This window comes from Bradyrhizobium sp. DOA1, from assembly GCF_001593325.1.
GTDB lineage: Bacteria > Pseudomonadota > Alphaproteobacteria > Rhizobiales > Xanthobacteraceae > Bradyrhizobium.
The window spans coordinates 957,823-977,222 of sequence record NZ_JXJM01000001.1 but is presented as its reverse complement, the minus strand read 5'-3'; the positions used below and the strand labels follow the sequence as shown (position 1 = coordinate 977,222).

Below are 19,400 nucleotides of genomic sequence, written 5' to 3'. Positions count from 1 at the left end.
GCTACACGTTCCCGTGAGCGGCTCCCAATCACATGTTCGTCGGCTTTGCCCCGCAGAGGCCCTTTGGTCCTGGCCACCCGGCCAGTTTCGCAAACGCCTACGACGTCCCAGATTGAGGACAGCTACAGGAGCCTGCCATGACCGACCTGACTGCCCTGTCCTCCCTGTCGTCCGCGCTCGCGGACGTGGTGGCGCGCACCGCGCCGTCCGTCGTTTCCGTGCATTCGCATCGCGCCCGCGCCACCGGCTTTGTCTGGAAGAGCGGCTTGATCATCACCGCCGATGAGGCCCTGGCCGAGGAAGGTGCTGTCGAGATCGGCCTGCCCGACGGCAGCCGGGCGGCCGCCACGATCGCCGGCCGCGACCATACGACCGACATCGCGCTGCTGCGCACCGAAGCCGCCATCGCGCCGGTCAAGCTCTCAGCGACGGTCCCGCCCCTCGGGGCCCTGTCAGTGGTGGTTGCCACCAACCGCGATGCGCCGAGCGCGGCGCTCGGGATGGTATCGGCATCCGGCAAGAGGTGGCGTTCGTTACGGGGCGGTGACATCGACGCGCGGATCGAGCTCGATGTCCGCCTGCGCGATAGCCAGCAGGGCGGGCTCGCGCTCGATGCGTCGGGCGACGCCTTCGGCATGGCGGTGCTGGGCCCGCGGCGGGTGCTGGTGATCCCGACGGCGACGATAGAGCGCGTCGCGCCCCAGCTCGAGGCGCGCGGCCGCATCGCGCGCGGATATCTCGGCCTCGGGCTTCAGCCGGTGCGGCTCGACGACGGTATCGGCGCCATGGTGATGAATGTCGACAAGGCAGGACCTTCGGCCGCGGCCGGCATCCGCCAGGGCGATGTGATCGTGGCAGTCAATGACCAGAGATTGTCCGGCGTACGCGCGCTGTCGCAGACGCTTGGGCCTTCGAGCGTCGGCGCGGTGATCGATGTCGCGGCACGCCGCGGCGGCGAGCCGGTCAGCTTCAAGGTCACCGTCGGCGAAAGGCCCGAGGCGTGAGCGCGGACAACGCGCCCGAGATCGTGCTGTCGCTGGAGGTCGACGATCCCGTTCTCGCCGGTCGCCTGGCGAAGCTGCTCGGCAGCGTCGCCGGGATTCGCCTGGCTGCGTCCGGCGAGCAAGCTGCGGCGACGGTCGTCGCCCGTGATCCGCGCGTCATGCCGGATGACATCGCACTGACCCAGCGCGAGCTCGACGTGCTGGCGCTGATGGCCGAGGGCGGCTCCAACAAGATGATCGCACGACAGCTCGGCATCTCCGTGCACACCGTGAAATTTCATGTCGGCTCACTGCTCGACAAGCTTGATGCCACCGGCCGCACCGACGCCGTCGCGCATGCGGCGCGACGCGGGGTGATCGAACTGTAAGCGAACGAATTTCTCCGCGGATAGAGCTCTCCTCTGGAGAGAGGGCGAGAGAGGTTTAGCTCACACCCGCTTGCCGTTGTTCTTCTCCGCAGCGCGGCGCAGGGCCTCGGCGAGCGCGCCGCCGCCGCCGGACGATTCCTGCTTGCGCGGCGCCGAGGACGTCATGCGGGACGTGTTGCGACTGTTGTCGCGCTGCATGCCGGGAGCGTCCTTCTTGGCACCGACCTCGTCATCGAGGCGCAGCGTCAGCGAGATGCGCTTGCGGGCGACCTCGAAGTCCAGCACCTTCACCTTGACGATGTCGCCGGGCTTCACCACCTCGCGCGGATCCTTGATGTAGGTCTTGGACATCGCCGAGATGTGCACGAGGCCGTCCTGATGCACGCCGATGTCGACGAAGGCTCCGAAGGCCGCGACGTTGGTCACTGTGCCCTCGAGGATCATGCCCTTCTTGAGATCCTTGATTTCCTCGACGCCTTCCTTGAACACCGCGGCCTTGAACGCCGGACGCGGGTCGCGGCCGGGCTTTTCCAACTCCTTCAAGATGTCGGTGACGGTCGGCAGGCCGAAGGTCTCGTCGACGAAATCCTTCGGCTTGAGCGTACGCACGATCTCGCTCGAGCCGATCAGCGCCTTGATGTCGCTCTTGGTCGCCGCCAGGATCCGGCGCACCACGGGATAGGCTTCCGGATGCACGCCGGAGGCATCGAGCGGATCCTCGCCGCCGAGAATGCGCAGGAAGCCCGCGCACTGCTCGAACGCCTTGGGTCCGAGCCGCGGCACGTCCTTCAGCGCCTTGCGCGACTTGAAAGGGCCGTTGGCGTCACGATGCGCCACGATGCTCTGCGCAAGGCCGGAGCCCACGCCCGACACGCGCGCCAGCAGCGGCGCCGAGGCGGTGTTGACGTCGACGCCGACGGCGTTCACGCAATCTTCGACCACGGCATCGAGCGACTTGGCGAGCTTGGCCTGGCCGAGGTCGTGCTGATACTGGCCGACGCCGATCGCCTTGGGCTCGATCTTGACGAGCTCGGCCAGCGGATCCTGCAGCCGGCGCGCGATCGAAACGGCACCGCGCAGGGTGACGTCGAGGCCCGGCAATTCCTCCGAGGCGAAAGCCGAGGCCGAATAGACCGACGCTCCGGCTTCCGATACCACGATCTTGTTCATCTTCAGCTCGGCCAGACCCTTGACGAGATCGGCTGCGAGCTTGTCGGTCTCGCGCGAGGCGGTGCCGTTGCCGATCGCGATCAGCTCGACACGATGCTTCATTGCGAGCCTGCCGAGGATCGCAAGCGACTCGTTCCACTGCCGCTGCGGCTCGTGCGGATAGATCACGGCGGTGTCGACCACCTTGCCGGTGGCATCGATGACGGCGACCTTCACGCCGGTACGGTAGCCGGGATCGAGGCCCATGGTGACGCGGGTGCCGGCGGGCGCCGCCAGCAGCAGGTCGCGCAGGTTCGAGGCGAAAACGCGCACGGCCTCGGTCTCCGCCGCGTTCCACAGCCGCATGCGCAAGTCGATGTTGAGATGGACCTGGATCTTGGTGCGCCAAGCCCAGCGCACGGTGTCGACCAGCCAGCGGTCGCCGGCGCGCTTGAGGTCGGCGATGCCGAACCGCTTCATGATCTTCAATTCATAGGCGCTCGGCACGCCCGGCGGCGGCGCCTCGGCTTCGGCCTGGATCTGCAGGTCGAGGATCTCTTCCTTCTCGCCGCGGAACATCGCGAGGATGCGGTGCGAGGGCAACTTGGTCAGTGGCTCGGAGAAATCGAAATAATCGGCGAATTTCTCGCCTTCGGTCTTCTTGCCGTCGCGCACCTTGGAGGCCATGCGCGCATTGGTCCACATCTCCTCGCGCAACGCGCCGATCAGGTCGGCGTCCTCGTCGAAGCGTTCGACCAGGATGGCGCGGGCGCCGTCGAGCGCGGCGGCAACATCGGCAACGCCCTTCTCGGCGTTGACGAAGGCTTCAGCCACCACCTTCGGATCGTTGCCGGGCTCCGCCATCAGTTGATTGGCGAGCGGCTCGAGGCCGGCTTCCTTGGCGACTTCCGCCTTGGTGCGGCGCTTCGGCTTGAACGGCAGATAGATGTCTTCGAGGCGCGCCTTGCTGTCGGCGGCGAGAATGGAGGCTTCCAGTGCGGCATCGAGCTTGCCTTGCTCGCGGACCGATTCGAGGATGGCCTTGCGGCGGTCCTCGAGCTCGCGCAGATACACCAAGCGCTCCTCCAGGGTGCGCAATTGCGCGTCGTCGAGCGCACCGGTCGCTTCCTTGCGGTAGCGGGCGATGAAGGGAACCGTGGCGCCGCCGTCGAGCAGCGTCACCGCCGCCTCGACCTGCTCGGCCCGAACCCCAAGCTCCTGCGCAATCTTCTGGTTGATATTTGCCACGCGAGAATCCCTCTATCCAACCACGCGACGCGGCGGCGAACCACCGGCCACGGGACGCCGCTTATGGACCAAGCCGGGTTGATTCATCAAGGTACAGCGGAGGATCGTCGACAAGGGATTTTTTGTTGAACCGATGCGATCTCGCCACATTCGTGGGGATGGCGCGGGCGCTCTTGGTACGAGGACTCAATCCTCTTGTCGTCCTGGCTTTCGCCAGGACGACAAGAGGATTGACAGCAGCCTCCATTCCACGGCTGGTGCACTCGCCGGACCACCGAACTCCACGTGAGGACCATTCATGCGCACCACTTCGGCCGGCGCCATCAGGATCGCCACCAAGGGCCCCGGCGACGTCTCCGGCCTCATGAGCATGATCGAATCCGGCGCGATCGACCCCGCTTCCATCCTGGCCATCCTCGGCAAGACCGAGGGAAATGGCGGGGTCAACGATTTCACGCGGGAATATGCCGTTGCGGCATTGTGCACGGCGCTGGCGCCGCGGCTCGGCCTTTCTCCTGCGCAGGTCGAGCAGCGCATCGCCTTCGTGATGTCCGGCGGCACCGAGGGCGTGCTCAGTCCGCACATCACGGTGTTCACGCGGCAAGAGGTCGAACGCCCGGCAGGCATCTCGGGCAAGCGCCTCAGCATCGGCGTGGCGCACACCCGTGACTTCTTGCCCGAAGAGCTCGGCCGCTCCGCGCAAATCATGGAAACGGCCAAGGCCGTGAAGGCTGCGATGGAGCACGTCGGAATCAGCGATCCCGCCGACGTTCATTTCGTGCAGATCAAATGTCCGCTGCTCACCAGCGATCGCGTCGAGGCTGCGAGCGCGCGCGGCAACAAGACGGTGACGACCAGCGCCTACAGTTCGATGGCCTATTCCCGCGGCGCCTCTGCGCTCGGCGTCGCGGTCGCGCTCGGCGAGATCGCTCCCGATATCCGCGACGAGGACGTGTTGCGGCGCTACGATCTGTTCTCGAAGGTCGCCTCCACCTCGGCCGGCATCGAGCTGATGCACAACGTCGTCATCGTGCTCGGCAATTCGACGTTGTCGGTGAGCGCGTTCGAGATCGGGCACGCCGTGATGAGCGATGCCATCGACGCCGCGGCGGTGAGCGCAGCGCTGCAAAGTGTTGGGCTGGGCATCGCACCTCAAGCGGGCGCAGGCCGCGAGCTCGTCAACATCTTCGCCAAGGCCGAGGCCTCGCCTGACGGCACCGTGCGTGGCTTCCGCCACACCATGCTGGAAGATACCGACATCAGCTCGACGCGCCACGCACGCGCCGCGGTCGGCGGGCTGATCGCGGGCCTTGCCGGCACCAGTGCAATCTACGTCTCCGGCGGCGCGGAGCATCAGGGACCGCCGGGCGGCGGACCGGTTGCAGTGATCGCACGACTGCCGGATTGAGACGGCCTGCAGCTCCACGTCCCGCCGCCTCTCCGCCCCATGCAACCCTGCCCCTCGCGGCGGCTCGGTTGATTCAGGCCGGCCTTTGCGAAAGGAAGGAGCGCCGCCACCGAAGGGGATTTGACTACATGACTTTGCCGATGAGCTGGAATGAATGGGCGCAGCATGACGGCGTGGCGCTGGCCGCCCGCGTCCGCAAGGGCGAGCTGACGGCAAAGGAGCTGGCGCGCCAGGCCGCGGCCGGCGTCGCCAAGGTCAATCCGGCGCTGTCGGGCGTGGTCGAGCTGTTCGAGGACGTGATCGCCGATCCTGCCAAGGACGGCGCCAACCTCTCCGGCCCGTTCGCCGGCCTGCCCTTCCTGATGAAGGATCTGGGACCGACCATGAAGGGCCGGCTCCAGGAAATGGGCTCGCTGCTGATGCGCGGCAATCGCGCCGCGGCCGATACCTTCCTCACCGGCAAATTGCGTCAGGCGGGGCTCAACCTGATCGGACGCACCACGACGCCGGAATTCGGCGTGTGCAGTTCGGCCGACAATCCCGCCGTCTACGTCACGCGCAATCCCTGGAATACCGATTACACGACCTGCGGCTCGTCGGCGGGCAGCGCCGCGATGGTCGCGGCCGGCGTGGTGCCGATCGCACACGCGACCGACGGCGGCGGCTCAATCCGTATTCCCGCCGGCGTCAATGGCAATATCGGGCTGAAGGTCTCGCGCGGCGTGTTCTCGCTCGCCCCCCACATGTCCGATCTCACCGGTCTCGTCTCGATCCAGGGCTGCCAGTCGCGTTCGGTGCGCGACACCGCCGCCTTCGTCGACCATGCACGGGGACCGGCGCCCGGCGAATTCATGCCGTTCTGGACCACGGCGCAGCCCTATTCCGAAATGATCAAGCGCGATCCGACCAAGCTCAGAATAGCGCTGTCGCACAGCTGGGGCGATTACACCGCGACGCCAGAGCTCGCGGCCGAGCTGGAGAAGACCGGCCGCTTCCTCGAAGGCCTCGGCCATCACGTCGACTTCGCCCTGCCCGAGCTCGACTTCCGCGCCGCATTCGCCGCGCAGACCACCTGCTACATCTCGAATTTCGCAGTGGTGATCTCCAACATGCTCGCCGCGCGCGGGCTGGAGACGCCGCCGGAAGATCTGATCGAGCCCATGAACATCCGCATCTGGGAAGCCGGCCGGCACACCAGCTTTGCCGAGCGAGCGAAGATGCAGGCCGTGTTCAACACCACGTCACGCGGCTTCGGCAGCTTCTTCGAGCAGTGGGACGTGATCCTGACGCCGATCACCGCGCTGCCGACGCCTAAGGTCGGCACCAGGGAATATCTCACCATCTCCGACAATCCCGATGTGCGCGACTGGTTCGGCAATCTCTGGCGCTTCTTCGCCTTCACGCCGCTCGCCAATCTCTGCGGCATCCCCGCGATCTCGATGCCGATGGCGGCCCAGGACCACGGCCTGCCGCTCGGCATCCAGGCCATCGCCAAGCAGGCCAATGACGGCCTCTTGCTGCAGCTCGCCGCCCAGATCGAGCGCGCGCTCGACGGCAAGTGGAACGGTGGCCAGAAGCCGAAGGTGCATGTGAGCTGAGGCAAAGCTACTCGCTTCGAGACCGCGCATTTGCGGCCATCCTTCGAGACGCCCGCCGTCGGCGGGCCCTCAGGATGAGGTCCTGTTTTGCGGTGACTTCAGTTCTTCACCGCCGGGATCTCCTCGTTCGGCTGCTGCTGACCCTGCTTGTACATCGCCAGCGCCTTGTCGAGGGCTTCGCGCAGGGCCAGCGCTGCCGCCACGCTGCAACGCAGATGCGCGGTCTGGACCACGTCGACCCTGACCGCGGCGCCGACCGGCATCAGGAGGTTCGCAGCGAGCTCGATCTGGATCGCGCCATTGTGATGGCCGAAGCAGGAGGCGCCGTCGAAATAGATGATCGGCGCGCGCTCGGCGCTGGAGCTCGAAATGATGACGGGCCCCTGGACGGTCGAGGGCGTTTCGGGGTCGGCCATGGGCGCTCCTTGCGGCTAATCGAACGAACGAAGCCCCACCATCGTCGCTTCGGCCCGCCCTGTCGAGGCCAAACCGCCAGGGGCCGATTCACGATATCCATACGGGCTTTTGCGCGGCGCCCGCCGCTGGTCTAGAACGTCATTATGTCCACGTTATCTGCTACGCTCCCCTTCGAGGAACTCGCCGAGGCGATCCAGGGCCGCCGCTCCGATTACGGCCATATCAGCGGGCTCCAGCTCGACCGCTTCGCGCCCGGCGAGGCCTGGTCCAGCCTGCCCTACCGGCCCGTTTTCGTCGGCGACACCGAGACTGGCGTTCTGCATGGCGGTGTCGTTACCGCGATGCTGGACGAGAGCTGCGGCATGGCGGTGCAGCTTGCGCTCGACGGCACGCGCGGCATCGCGACGCTCGACCTGCGCATCGACTACCAGAAGCCGGCAACGCCCGGCCTCGACATCAAGGCGCATTCGGTCTGCTATCGCACCACGCGCTCGATCGCCTTCGTCCGCTCCACCGCGTACCAGGAGTCCGAAGACGATCCGGTCGCGACCGCGACCGCCTGCTTCATGATCGGCGCCAACCGCACCAACATGCTCGCCGACCGCCGGATGGATGCACGCGACATCCCGACGCTGGAGGCGCCGGAGGATCCGGATGGCCCGTTCGCGAACAGCCCGTTCGCGCGCTGTCTCGGCATCCGCGTCAACGACGACGGCACGCTGACGATGCCGTTCTCGCCGAAGATCATCGGCAACCCGATCCTGCCCGCGATCCATGGCGGCATGACCGGTGCCTTCCTCGAGACCACCGCGATCATCGGCGTGGCACGCGAGCTGGGCGCAGCCGCACCGCCCAAGCCGATCGGCCTCACCGTCAATTACTTGCGCTCCGGACGCGCGCTCGACACCTTCGCAAACGTCTCGATCGTGAAGCAAGGCCGGCGCATCGTCGCCTTCGAGGCGCGGGCCTGGCAGGACGATGCGGAGAAGCCGATCGCCACCGCCTTCGGTCACTTCATGCTGCGGCCAACGCCTGGAAGTGACGAGGAATAGGCGTATTTTACTTGACGGCCGAGGTTCCGGCCACAACGATAGCGCGTCCCCGTAAGAGGTACTCTGTTGCGGCATCCACTCGACATCATCGCCATGTTCGCCGCACTCTGGCTGCTGGCCTCCATGGTGCTCGACGCGCTGACGCCGACGGAGCTGACGGCCGTCATGATCGGCATTGCGATCGGGCCCGCCGTGATCATCACCGCCGTGTTCTACCATCTTCGTTGCCCGCGCCTGGATTTCGCGGTGATATTCGCGGCGCTCTGGTTGATCTCAGACATCGCGATTGCATTCGTCTCGTCGGCAAAGCTGCCGCATTTCCTGATCGTGCTCGGCTTCATCCCGGCGCTGCTGATCGGCGGCGTGCTGCACTGGCAGCGCTTTCAGAACCGCCCGGAGCGCCTGCCCGCGCCGTCGGTGAAGCGCGGCTGAGACCGCGCCGTCGGCGATCACTTCTCCCCGTTGAGGAGAAGTGACCCGACCGCTTGGCGAAATCATCGCGGCAAGAGATTCGTCTTCGCGAGGTCCAGCACCTCGTCGCCGCGGCCGTTCATCACCGCCCTCAGCACCCAGAGGCTGAAGCCCTTGACCTGCTCGGCCGTGATCGTCGGGGGCATCGACAGCTCCTGCTTGGCGGTAACGACGTCGAGCAGCGCTGGCCCTTCATGCGCCAGCATCTCCTTGACCGCACCGGGCAGCTCGCCAGGGTCCTCGACGCGTTTGGCGAAGATGCCCATGGCGCGCGCCATCGCGGCGAAATCAGGATTCTCCAGATCGACATTGGTGTCGACGAAGCCGGCCGCCTTCATCTCCAGCGCGACGAAGCCGAGCACGCCGTTGTTGAACACGACCACCTTCACGGGCAGCTTCTCTTGCGTCAGCGTGATCAGATCGCCCATCAACATGGTGAAGCCGCCGTCGCCCGACAGTGAGATCACCTGCCGGCCGGGCTGCGCGGCCTGCGCGCCGATCGCCTGCGGCATCGCGTTGGCCATCGACCCGTGCGCGAAGGAGCCGATCAGCCGACGGCGGCCGTTCATGTCCAGATAGCGCGCGGCCCATACCGTCGGCGTGCCGACATCGGCGGTGAACACGGCATCATCGCTCGCATGGTCGCTCATGACCTTCGCGAGATATTGCGGGTGGATCGGCTTGCTGCCCGGCGTACCCTTGGCCAGCGAATCGAGTCCTTCGCGTGCCTTCTTGTAATGCGCGACGGCGTCATCGAGATGCTTGCGCTGCGTCTTGGACTTGAGCAGCGGCAGCAGCGCCTCGATGGTGAGCTTGACGTCGCCGACGAGGCCGAGATCGATCTTGCAGCGCCGCCCCAGATTCTCCGGACGGATGTCGATCTGCGCGACCTTCGCATCGGTCGGGAAGAACTGCTTGTAGGGAAAATCGGTCCCGAGCATCACCAGCGTATCGCAGGCGTGCATGGCCGCATAGCCCGAGGAGAAGCCGATGAAGCCGGTCATGCCGACGTCATAGGGATTGTCGTATTCGACATGTTCCTTGCCGCCGAGCGCATGGACGATCGGGCTCTTCAAGGCTTCAGCGAGTTGCATCAAGGGCGCATGCGCGCCGGCGCAGCCGCGGCCACAGAACAGCGTGATGCGCTCAGTGCCATTGAGGAGATCCGCGAGAGCCTTCAACTCATCGGCCTGCGGCACGATTTTCGGCGGCGCCAGCGCAAGGCCGCGCGTCGTCGACAGCGCACGCTTGGGCGGGCTGCGGAAAGCGACGTCGCCTGGCATGGCGATCACGGCAACGCCGCGCAGGCCGACTGCCGCGCGGATCGCGTTCTCCAGCACGAAAGGAAGCTGGCTCGGGTCCGAGACCAGCTCGCAATAATGGCTGCATTCGCGGAACAGGTTTTGCGGATGGGTTTCCTGGAAATAGCCGCCGCCGATCTCGGCCGAGGGGATCTGCGCTGCGATGGCCAGCACGGGAACCCGGCTGCGATGCGCATCGAACAGGCCGTTGATCAGATGCAGATTGCCCGGGCCGCAGGAGCCTGCGCAGACGGCGAGGCTTCCCGTCAACTCGGCTTCGCCGGCGGCGGCGAACGCTGCGACCTCCTCGTGGCGGACATGGATCCAGTCGATGGTGCCGCGGCGGCGCAGCGCCTCGGTAAGGCCGTTCAGGCTGTCGCCGACGATGCCATAGATGCGCTTGACGCCGGCCTGTTCGAGCGTTGCCACAAACAGATCGGCTACGTTGTTGATCGCCATGTCGGTCTCCTGATCTCGCTGGTGCAGCAAGATAGGATAATGCGCGACCGTGACGGCATCACGGCTTGTTTATTGCCGGTTCAGTCTTTCACGATCGCCCGATCGTAGGCCGTGATCGTCACCTTGGCGCGCGCCGCGACATCGGCGGCCGACATGCCGGGCTTGTAGAGGCTGGAGCCGAGCCCGAATGCGGTCACGCCGCCCTTGATGTACTCCGCAAAGTTCTGGTCGGACACGCCGCCGACGGCGGCCATCATCACCCCGCCCGGCAGCACCGCACGGATCGCGGCGATGCCTGACGCACCTAACACGCTCGCCGGAAAGAACTTCAGGCTCGAGGCGCCGGAGCGCGCCGCCAGCAGCGCCTCGGTCGGCGAGAACACGCCGGGCATCGTGACCATGCCGTGCTGATGCGCACGCGAGAGCACTTCGGTATCGACATTGGGCGAGACCATGAGCTTGCCGCCGACATCGTTGAGACGATCGACATCTGCTGCCGTCAGCACCGTGCCGGCGCCGATCAGCACGCCTGATGGCGCGAGCTTCGCGGCTGTTGCGATCGAGCGGAACGGATCGGGCGAATTCAGGGGAATCTCGATCGCCGTCATGCCGGCTTCGATCAGCACGCCGACGATCGCCTCGGTTTCCTCGGGCCTGACGCCGCGCAGGATCGCGACCAGCGGACGCTTCATTGGCGGAAACGGAACGCTCATCTCGGTGATCCTCTCATTTCGACCAGATCGCCGCTGCCGCCATCGACAGGCCGCGGCGGACGGCTTCATCGGCATCGATCGGCTGCACGGCAATCGATAGCGCCCCGAAAGCGAGCTGGTACAGCACCGCAAGCCGCCCCGAGGCAATCAGCGTGACGCCGGCTTTCGGAACAGGACCGGAAAGACCGGCCGCGAGCTCGGCACCGATCAGGGTCCCCGACAGCGTTTCGCGCGCCGCAGCCGGCGTGCCGCCGAACAGCAACTGACGCGACCGCGCGGTGAACAGTAGATTGGCGGCGAAGGCCGGAGCTTCGTATGCGGCGACCACCGCCGCCTTGAAGCTCGTGACATCCTCGGCGTCATCGGCGCCTGCGACCGCAAGCGACAAGATCGTCTCGCGCGAGACGGCACTGAACAGCTCGCCCGTCATGAAGGTGGAGAAGTGCGCGACCGTGCCGTCCTTCACCCAAACCCATTTGGAATGCGTGCCGGGCATGCAGACCAGCGCCTCTCCGGCGACATCGAGGCCGAGCGCGCCGAGCAATTGCGTCTCCTCGCCGCGCATCACGTCAGGCGCTTTTGCATCGCGCTGCGCGATGCCCGGCAGAATGCGGATGTCGCGCCCCTCGCCCGGCACGCGCGCGGCCTGCTTCAGGACGGCCGCAAGCGGCGCGGGCGTGTCGACATAACCGGCCTCGACCCAGCCGGTCTTGGCGCCCGCCATACCGCAGACGAGAACCGGCAGCTGATCCGGTGCCTCAATCGCGGCAAGATGCGATTGCAGCACGGCGGGGAAGCCGGCTTTGGCCGCAGCCAGCATGCCCTCGCCGCTGCGGCGTTCAGCCAGCACCTCGCCTGCACGATCGACCAGCCACAGGCGAAAACTGCTGGTGCCCCAGTCCACCGCAACATAGGCGGGTTCGCTCATCTCGACACGCATCCTCGTCTCACCGGCAAGACGCCGTCTCGCGACAATGAGACGAGCTCTTGCAAATCTGTCCCGGGATATCGGCTATTGCCGCCGCGAACCAGCCCTTTCTCGTAAGGATCGGACCGGTATCGCGCTGGCACACCCCTTGCTGAAGCGTTCCCACTCACATCCGTGAACCGCGCAACAAGACGCGTCAATTGTGGAGAAGGAAGCCCATGGAGATCGGCTATTTCACGATGCCTTCGCATCCGCCGGAGTGCGGCCTGAAGGAAGGGAACGACTGGGACCTGCAGGTCATGCGCTGGCTCGACGAGCTCGGCTACCAGGAGGCCTGGGTCGGCGAGCACCACACCGCCCCCTGGGAACCCAACCCCACGCCGGACCTGCTGATCGCGCAGGCCTTGATGCAGACCAAGAAGCTTCGCATCGGGCCGGGCGGCTTCCTCCTGCCCTATCACCACCCGGCCGAACTCGCCAACCGCGTTGCCATGCTCGACCATCTCTCCGAGGGCCGGCTCAATTTCGGCGTCGCGGCGAGCGGCCTGCCCAGCGACTGGGCGATGTTCAACGTCGACGGCATGAGCGGCCAGAACCGCGACATGACCCGCGAGGCGCTGGAGATCATCTTGAAGCTCTGGACCGAGCCGGCGCCCTTCACCCACAAGGGCAAGTTCTGGACGGTGACCAAGCCGGACACGATGTTCGACTTCCTCAAGCCGCACATCAAGCCGCTGCAAGCGCCGCATCCGCCGATCGGCGTCGCCGGGCTGTCGAAGAACTCGGACACGCTGAAGCTCGCCGGCGAGCGCGGCTTCATTCCGATGAGCCTCAACCTCAACCCGGCCTATGTCTCAAGTCATTGGGATTCGGTGGAGATCGGCGCCGCCAAGACCGGACGCAAGCCGAACCGTGCGGATTGGCGGCTGGTGCGTGAGGTGTTCGTTGCCGATACCGACGAGGAGGCCTGGAGGCTCTCGACCGGCGACATGATGGGCCGGATGATGAGCGAATACTTCCTGCCGCTGCTCGGCCATTTCGGCTTCAAGGACTATCTCAAGCACGCACCCGACGTGCCCGACAGCGACGTCACCGTCGAATATTGCGCGAAGCGGAACTGGATCGTCGGCTCGCCCGCGACCGTCGCCGAGAAGATCGAGAAGATCTACGACGAGGTCGGCGGCTTCGGCGTGCTCTTGGTGTTCGGCTTCGACTACAAGCACAAGGCGGAAGCCTGGCACCACTCGCTGTCGCTGCTGAAGAACGAGGTGATGCCGCGCCTGACGCATCTCGGCTCCGCGAAGAAGGCGGCTTGACCTGATGCGGGTGCGGCGAGATCGTTGCCGCACCCGCATTCGTTTCGGAGATTTCCGCGTGACGGTGGACACCAAAGACTTCAAGCAGGCCATGCGCCAATGCGCCGGCGCGGTTGCGCTGGTCACGGTCGGCGCCGAGCACGGCAAGCGCACCGGGCTGACCGTGACCTCGGCCTGCTCGCTCTCCGACAATCCGCCGTCGCTCATCGTCTGCGTCAACCGCAACGCCAGCGCCCATGCACGCATCCGCGAGGAAGGCGCCTTCGCGATCAACTTCCTGCACGAGGATCATGCCCTGCTGGCGCTGACCTTCAGCGGCCAGAAGGGCGTCAATGGCGACGATCGCTTCGCCTTCGGCCAGTGGACGCGGGGCGAGACCGGCGCGCCGGTGCTGACGGACGCGGTCGCTGCATTCGACTGCGTGCTGGCGCAGGAATTCGAGACGACGACGCATTCGATCTTCGTCGGCGAGGTCCGCAGCGCGTCGCATTCCGCCGCGGCCACGCCGCTGGTGTATCTGCGCAGCAACTTCCACACGCCGCGGGAGATCCGCGAGAGCGTGACGATTGGCGACATCGACGCACGGCATCTGATCTGGACGGATTTTTCGTAAGAGCGCTCGCTACATGCAGCTAAGCGCTATCGCGGCGTCTCGATCTTCATCGCCTTGATCTTCCGATACAGCGTCGCACGGCTCAGCTTCAGCGTACGCGCCGCGTCGGTGACGCGGCCGCCGTGCTTACGCAGCGCCTCGACGATCGTGGCGCGCTCGGCCGCTTCGAGGTCAGGCTCCGCCCTTCCGAACGCCGGCAAATCGAGATCGGCACCGGTAATGACACCGCCCTCCGCCGTGCAGCCGGCGAGCCGCAACACGTGGCGGAGCTGGCGCATGTTGCCGGGGAACGGATAGGCCGCAAGCTGCGACCAGGCGTCATCCGAGAGGCGGCAGGCCGGCGCCTCTTCGCGCGCGATCTGGCGGATGACGTCGTCGCGGTCGGCGCGCTCGCGCAAGGCGGGCAACCGCACCTCCATGCCGCGCAGGCGGAAATAGAGATCGGCGCGGAAGGCGCCCTGCTCGGCCATGCGGCCGAGATCGCGATGGGTGGCGCTGATCAGCCGGATGTCGACGGGGACGGGCTTGAGCGCGCCGAGCGGCCAGACCTCGCGGTTCTCCAAAACGCGCAACAGGCGCGTCTGCAGCGCGACCGGCATGTCGCCGATCTCGTCGAGGAACAGCGTGCCGCCATCCGCCTGCACGATCAGCCCCTTCGAGCCGTCGCGCCGCGCACCGGTGAAGGCACCCGCCTCGTAGCCGAACAGCTCGGCGTCGATCAGACTCTCGGGCATCGCCGCGCAGTTCAGCGCGACATAGTTGTTGCGCACACGATTGCTCGCCGCGTGAATGGCGCGCGCGAACACGTCCTTGCCGACGCCGGTCTCACCATGCAGCAGCACCGGCAGATTGTGGTCGCCGATGCGCCTCAGCCGCATCACGCTTCTGACCAAACCAGGATCGCCGCCGGCGAGCCGGTGCAACGCATCGAAGCGGTCGACGGGCGCATCTCGGCGCGGCGCCAGCGGCCGCGTGCTCGATCTTGCGCGCAGCGGCGGCCCAACACGGCCCCGGCCCAAGGCACGGCCGTCGGCGCGGCGCAGCTCGACGGCGCCATCCGAGCCACGCACGCCCTCATGGTCGAATTCGACGTAGCGCGACAGATCGATGCCGGATGCGATGGTGCCGTCAGTGAGACCCAGCAGGGCGCGTGCCGAACGGCAGGCGCCGACGACGCGCCGATCCTCGTCATAGGCCAGCAGTCCGTCGCCGCCGTCACCACCCGGCACACGCGCGATCGAAGCGTTACGAAAATGATCGCGGAAGATCGCCCCTTCGATGCGGCGCGTCGCCTCCATCGTGACCGCCAGCGCAAGCTGATGCGCGGTGCGGCTGAGATCGCCACGACAGGAGGTGATGTTCACCGCGCCCGCGATGCGGCCGGCTGGATCGAACAGCGGCGCCACCGCACAGGAGAAGATGCCCCATTGCTCGCGGAAATGCTCATCGCGATGCACCAGGATCGGTTTCTCCTCCGCGAGTGCGGTGCCGAGCCCGTTGGTCCCTTCGCAGCTTTCCGAAAAATTCGAGCCGGTATAGACGCCCCAATGCAGGAAGATGTCGGCATCGGCGGCGCCGGGCAGCCAGCTGAGCAGCGCGGTTGCGCCGGGGTCCGCGAGATTGACGCAATAGCCGGCCTCGCGCAGGACCTTCGCGAGGCTTTCGAGCTCCGGCGTCGCGAGCCGGATCAGCTGCTCCATCGGTTCGGCGGCATGCCGGATTTCGGCTTCGGTCAGCGTCTGCGGGGGGCCCTGGCGGGCGGGATCGAGCTTGTGATTGACGAGGCAGCGCCGCCAGGAGTTGGCAATCCGCGAAGAGGCATCGACGTCGGCCACCTGGTCGGCGACGGACAAGACACGGGCGACATGGTTCGAGGCCGAGAGGCTGGCCATCGCGGACGTCTCCACCCTGTATTATTGTGCAAAGTCTGGCACCACAGGCGGGGATGTCAATCGGGAACCGGAACGCAGCTATTGCTGCACTGCCCTCACCACGTGTCGATGCAAGGCCGCTTCTTCCCCGTCCTCGCGGGCGGCTTCGGCACTGACCGCAAGCCCGCCATGATCCAGCGCCGCGTCTCCGCGGGATCGATGACGTTGTCGATCTCGAACACCGATGCGATCGAGACCGCCTTGCCGTTGGCGTAGAGCTCGGCGACCTTGTTGCGGTAATAGGTCTCGCGCTCCTCGGGATCGGCGATCGCCTCCATCTCCTTGCGGAAGCCGAGACGGACATAGCCCTCCAGGCCCATGCCGCCGAACTCGCCCGTCGGCCACGCCGCGGTGAAGAACGAGGCATGGAAGCCGCCGCCGATCATGGACTGCGCACCGAGACCATAGCCCTTGCGCAGCACGATGCCGAACAGCGGCACGGTGAGGCTCGCGCCGGTCACGAACATGCGCGAGACGTGGCGGACGATCGCGGTTTTCTCCGCTTCCGGACCGACCATGAAGCCGGGCGTGTCGCAGAGCGAGACGATCGGCAGATCGAAGGCGTCGCAGAGCTGGAGGAAGCGTGCGGCCTTGTCGCCGGCATCGGCATCGATGGCGCCGCCGAGATGGCGCGGATTGTTGGCGATCAGGCCGAACGGCTTGCCTTCGATGCGGATCAGCGCGGTGATCATGCCGGCGCCGTAGTCGCGGCGCAGCTCCACCACGGAGTCCTTATCGGCGACGAGATCGATGACGCTGCGGATGTCGTAGACGCGAAGCCGGTTCTCGGGAATGGCGCGGCGGAGCAGGCGCTGGTCCGCGGCCTCCCAATCCGTCACCGCACCCTGGAAATAGGACAGGTATTTCTGCGCAACCCTTGTCGCCTCCTCCTCGTCCTCGACCAGGATGTCGATGACGCCGTTCGGGGATTGGAACGAGACAGGGCCGACCTCGGCCGGATGATAGACGCCGAGACCGCCGCCTTCGATCATGGCGGGGCCGCCCATGCCGATCGAGGCGTTCTTGGTGGCGATGATGACATCGCAGCAGCCGAGCATCGCGGCATTGCCCGCGAAGCAATAGCCGGAAACGATGCCGACAACTGGCACGAGACCGGAGAGCCTTGCGAACTGCACGAACGAGGGACCGTCGAGGCCGGTCATGCCGAGCCGGTCGGTGTCGCCGGGCCGGCCGCCGCCGCCTTCCGCATAGAACACCAATGGAACGCGCCAGTCTTCCGCAAGCGTCAGCATGCGGTCGATCTTCTTGTGGTTCATGTGGCCCTGCGTGCCCGCGAGCACGGTGTAGTCATAGGCCACGACGATGCAGCGGCCACCTTCGGGCCCGAACTTTTCAGCGTTGACGGTGGCAACGCCCATGACGAGGCCGTCGGCAGGCGTGTTCTTGATGAGATCGTCGAGCTTGCGCCGTCGGCGCTGCGCCGCGATCGCCAGGCTGCCATACTCCATAAATGAGCCGTCGTCGACGAGCTGCGCGACATTCTCGCGCGCCGTGCGCTGGTTGGTGTTGCGGCGCCGCTCGACCGAAGCCGGCCGGTTCGCATCGAGCGTGTTGGCCTGGCGCGCGATCAGCTCGGCAAGATCGGGACGGATGTGATCGAGATCGATGTCGGCTTCCGCCGCCGCGCTATCGGCCGCGACGTCCAGCGGTTCGAGATAGAGGATCGGCTCGCCGTGCAGCAGCGTGACGCCGTCGCCGGCGACGAGCTTCATGACCCGGCCGCCCTGCTCCGCCATGACCAGATGTTCCATCTTCATGGATTCGATCACCGCGAGTTGCTGGCCGGGCCGGACGATCTCGCCTTCCTTCACCTGGATGGTGACGATCGTCCCCTGCAGGGGCGCGGCGACCATCAGCGCACCTTCCGGCACCGCTTGCGCGACCTGCGGCTCAGTGTCGTGCCCGCTTCGCTCGGCCGCCGCGAAATACAGCGGCTTAGCGGCGCCATCGGCCGCCTCCACGAGCTTTGCGATGTTGCGATCGATGAAATCGGTCGCGATACGGTTGGTCCTGAAATCGGGATGCGCGAGCACCGCCTGAAGGAAGGAGATATTGGTGACGACGCCGTCGATCCGGAACTCACGCAGAGCGCGCGTGGCTTTCGCGACCACATCGTGCCAGGCCTCGCCCGACGTGTGCACGATCACCTTGGCCAGCAGCGAGTCGAAGGCGGCGCTGGTCTTGTAGCCGGCATAGCCAAAGCTATCGACGCGGACGCCCGGCCCCGACGGCGGCTCGAACACGGCGAGCACGCCACCGGTCGGATGCGTCGCGCCTGTTTCGTCCAGCGTCTCCATGTTGACGCGAAGCTGCATGGCATAGCCGCGCGGCTTCGGGATCGACCCTTGCGCGAGACCGAGCGAGGCGAGCGTCGCGCCTGACGCGACCGCGAGCTGGGCCCGGACGAGGTCGAGACCGAGCACCTCTTCCGTCACGGTATGCTCGACCTGGAGCCGCGGATTGGCCTCGATGAAGGCAAAGTTGTCGTCGGCAGTGCCATCGACCAGGAACTCGAAGGTGCCGAGATTGTCGTAAGAGGCAGCCAAGGCGAGCTGCTTCGCCGCCTCGATGATGCGGCTGCGCAAGGAATCACTCAGCGACGGGCTCGGCGCCACCTCGATCAGCTTCTGGTGCCGGCGCTGGATCGTGCATTCGCGTTCCCAGAGATGGGAGATCGCACCGTGATGGTCGCCGATGATCTGCACCTCGATATGACGCGCCTGCCGGATCAGCCGCTCGGCATAGACGCCTTCGAAGCCGAACGCTGCCTTGGCCTCGGACTGGCAGCGCGCATAGGCTTCCGCCAGATCGGCTGAGCTCTCGACCACGCGCATACCGCGACCGCCGCCGCCGGCCATCGCCTTGATCACGATCGCCGCGTTGCTGCCGAGGGATGTAAAGAACGCCGTGATCTCCTCCAGCGTGGACGGCCCGCTGGTGCCGGCGATGATCGGCACGCCGCAGCGCTTTGCCAGCTGCCGTGCGGCAACCTTGTCGCCGAACAGCTCCAGCGCGGCCGGCTTCGGCCCGACGAAGACGACGCCCGCTTCAGTGCAAGCCTTCGCGAAGGCGGCGTTCTCGCTGAGGAAGCCGTAGCCGGGATGCACGGCATCGCAGCCGGTTGCCTTCGCCGCCTTCACCACCGCATCGATGTCGAGATAGGCCCGCGCACCGCGGCCGGGGATCTCGATGGCTTCGTCGGCAACGCGCACATGCAGCGACAGCGCATCGTCGGCAGGATGGATCGCGACCGTCGTGATGCCGCCATCGGCTGCGGCACGCGCGATGCGGATGGCGATCTCGCCGCGATTGGCGATCAGCAGTTTCTTGAACGACATGCGGCGGTCTCCACGCCCGCGATGGCAGACGCGGGTCGGCAGGTTCGATGGTCCTGCTTCGCCAC

The 19,400-nt window shown here is 66.3% G+C and carries 15 protein-coding genes; 8 read left to right on the top strand and 7 right to left on the bottom strand.

The genetic code is table 11. The features are described from left to right. Positions 1-137 precede the first annotated feature (137 nt). Both SE91_RS04585 and SE91_RS04580 read left to right on the top strand, forming a co-directional pair. Positions 138-1,004, top strand: coding sequence for a S1C family serine protease (locus tag SE91_RS04585; RefSeq protein ID WP_061846735.1), 867 nt, complete (start codon positions 138-140; stop codon positions 1,002-1,004). After that, positions 1,001-1,372, top strand: coding sequence for a response regulator transcription factor (locus SE91_RS04580; protein ID WP_061846734.1), 372 nt, complete (start codon positions 1,001-1,003; stop codon positions 1,370-1,372). Before SE91_RS04585 ends, SE91_RS04580 begins: the two co-directional genes overlap by 4 nt. A gap of 60 nt (positions 1,373-1,432) precedes the next feature. On the opposite strand, the gene SE91_RS04575 is transcribed toward SE91_RS04580, so the two are convergent. Further along, positions 1,433-3,769 (bottom strand): Tex family protein, encoded by a 2,337-nt coding sequence (locus tag SE91_RS04575; RefSeq protein WP_061846733.1) that lies wholly within the window; start codon positions 3,767-3,769, stop codon positions 1,433-1,435. 298 nt (positions 3,770-4,067) lie between these two features. On the opposite strand from SE91_RS04575, the gene atzD reads away from it, so the two are divergent. Together atzD and SE91_RS04565 are read left to right on the top strand one after the other, a co-directional pair. After that, the gene (gene atzD, locus SE91_RS04570) at positions 4,068-5,177 is read left to right on the top strand and encodes a cyanuric acid amidohydrolase (RefSeq protein WP_061846732.1); all 1,110 of its coding nucleotides are present in this window, start codon (positions 4,068-4,070) and stop codon (positions 5,175-5,177) included. Between the two features lie 128 nt (positions 5,178-5,305). Next, positions 5,306-6,775, top strand: a complete 1,470-nt coding sequence (locus tag SE91_RS04565; protein WP_061846731.1) for an amidase — start codon at positions 5,306-5,308, stop codon at positions 6,773-6,775. A 98-nt stretch (positions 6,776-6,873) separates the two neighbouring features. Here the strand turns inward: SE91_RS04565 and SE91_RS36880 are convergent, their stop codons facing one another. After that, positions 6,874-7,191, bottom strand: a complete 318-nt coding sequence (locus tag SE91_RS36880; protein ID WP_008563405.1) for a hypothetical protein — start codon at positions 7,189-7,191, stop codon at positions 6,874-6,876. A gap of 144 nt (positions 7,192-7,335) precedes the next feature. Between SE91_RS36880 and SE91_RS04555 the strand changes: the two genes are divergently transcribed. Together SE91_RS04555 and SE91_RS04550 are read left to right on the top strand one after the other, a co-directional pair. Next, positions 7,336-8,244, top strand: a complete 909-nt coding sequence (locus SE91_RS04555; RefSeq protein ID WP_061846730.1) for a PaaI family thioesterase — start codon at positions 7,336-7,338, stop codon at positions 8,242-8,244. Between the two features lie 66 nt (positions 8,245-8,310). Then, on the top strand, positions 8,311-8,676 hold the full coding sequence (locus tag SE91_RS04550) for a hypothetical protein (protein ID WP_008563390.1): 366 nt from the start codon (positions 8,311-8,313) through the stop codon (positions 8,674-8,676). A gap of 62 nt (positions 8,677-8,738) precedes the next feature. On the opposite strand, the gene poxB is transcribed toward SE91_RS04550, so the two are convergent. The 3 genes from poxB to SE91_RS04535 form a co-directional block, all read right to left on the bottom strand. After that, entirely contained in the window at positions 8,739-10,475 is a 1,737-nt protein-coding gene (gene poxB, locus SE91_RS04545; RefSeq protein WP_061846729.1) for a ubiquinone-dependent pyruvate dehydrogenase, read from the bottom strand. Positions 10,476-10,555: 80 nt separating this feature from the next. After that, positions 10,556-11,188, bottom strand: a complete 633-nt coding sequence (locus SE91_RS04540; protein WP_061846728.1) for a 2-dehydro-3-deoxy-6-phosphogalactonate aldolase — start codon at positions 11,186-11,188, stop codon at positions 10,556-10,558. Between the two features lie 13 nt (positions 11,189-11,201). After that, positions 11,202-12,116: a 2-dehydro-3-deoxygalactonokinase gene (locus SE91_RS04535; RefSeq protein ID WP_061850955.1), complete on the bottom strand. Its 915-nt coding sequence runs from the start codon at positions 12,114-12,116 to the stop codon at positions 11,202-11,204. 218 nt (positions 12,117-12,334) lie between these two features. On the opposite strand from SE91_RS04535, the gene SE91_RS04530 reads away from it, so the two are divergent. Together SE91_RS04530 and SE91_RS04525 are read left to right on the top strand one after the other, a co-directional pair. Further along, a complete protein-coding gene (locus tag SE91_RS04530; RefSeq protein ID WP_061846727.1) occupies positions 12,335-13,432 on the top strand; it encodes an LLM class flavin-dependent oxidoreductase in 1,098 nt (365 codons plus the stop codon). Positions 13,433-13,490: 58 nt separating this feature from the next. Beyond that, positions 13,491-14,045 carry a flavin reductase family protein gene (locus tag SE91_RS04525; protein ID WP_156489454.1) on the top strand — a complete coding sequence of 185 codons (555 nt, stop codon included), beginning with the start codon at positions 13,491-13,493 and terminating at the stop codon, positions 14,043-14,045. Between the two features lie 26 nt (positions 14,046-14,071). Here the strand turns inward: SE91_RS04525 and SE91_RS04520 are convergent, their stop codons facing one another. Both SE91_RS04520 and SE91_RS04515 read right to left on the bottom strand, forming a co-directional pair. Then, positions 14,072-15,937 carry a sigma-54-dependent Fis family transcriptional regulator gene (locus SE91_RS04520; protein ID WP_061846726.1) on the bottom strand — a complete coding sequence of 622 codons (1,866 nt, stop codon included), beginning with the start codon at positions 15,935-15,937 and terminating at the stop codon, positions 14,072-14,074. Positions 15,938-16,032: 95 nt separating this feature from the next. Beyond that, a complete protein-coding gene (locus tag SE91_RS04515; protein WP_061846725.1) occupies positions 16,033-19,335 on the bottom strand; it encodes a carboxyl transferase domain-containing protein in 3,303 nt (1,100 codons plus the stop codon). Between the last annotated feature and the right edge of the window lie 65 nt (positions 19,336-19,400).

Excerpts from the sequence above, each read along its gene's own strand:
- SE91_RS04535 (WP_061850955.1), bottom strand. The coding sequence starts at position 12,116 with ATGAGCGAACCCGCCTATGTTGCGGTGGACTGGGGCACCAGCAGTTTT.
- SE91_RS36880 (WP_008563405.1), bottom strand. The coding sequence starts at position 7,191 with ATGGCCGACCCCGAAACGCCCTCGACCGTCCAGGGGCCCGTCATCATT.
- SE91_RS04520 (WP_061846726.1), bottom strand. The coding sequence starts at position 15,937 with ATGGCCAGCCTCTCGGCCTCGAACCATGTCGCCCGTGTCTTGTCCGTC.
- SE91_RS04585 (WP_061846735.1), top strand. The coding sequence starts at position 138 with ATGACCGACCTGACTGCCCTGTCCTCCCTGTCGTCCGCGCTCGCGGAC.
- atzD (WP_061846732.1), top strand. The coding sequence starts at position 4,068 with ATGCGCACCACTTCGGCCGGCGCCATCAGGATCGCCACCAAGGGCCCC.
- SE91_RS04555 (WP_061846730.1), top strand. The coding sequence starts at position 7,336 with ATGTCCACGTTATCTGCTACGCTCCCCTTCGAGGAACTCGCCGAGGCG.
- SE91_RS04530 (WP_061846727.1), top strand. The coding sequence starts at position 12,335 with ATGGAGATCGGCTATTTCACGATGCCTTCGCATCCGCCGGAGTGCGGC.
- SE91_RS04515 (WP_061846725.1), bottom strand. The coding sequence starts at position 19,335 with ATGTCGTTCAAGAAACTGCTGATCGCCAATCGCGGCGAGATCGCCATC.
- SE91_RS04540 (WP_061846728.1), bottom strand. The coding sequence starts at position 11,188 with ATGAGCGTTCCGTTTCCGCCAATGAAGCGTCCGCTGGTCGCGATCCTG.
- SE91_RS04565 (WP_061846731.1), top strand. The coding sequence starts at position 5,306 with ATGACTTTGCCGATGAGCTGGAATGAATGGGCGCAGCATGACGGCGTG.
- poxB (WP_061846729.1), bottom strand. The coding sequence starts at position 10,475 with ATGGCGATCAACAACGTAGCCGATCTGTTTGTGGCAACGCTCGAACAG.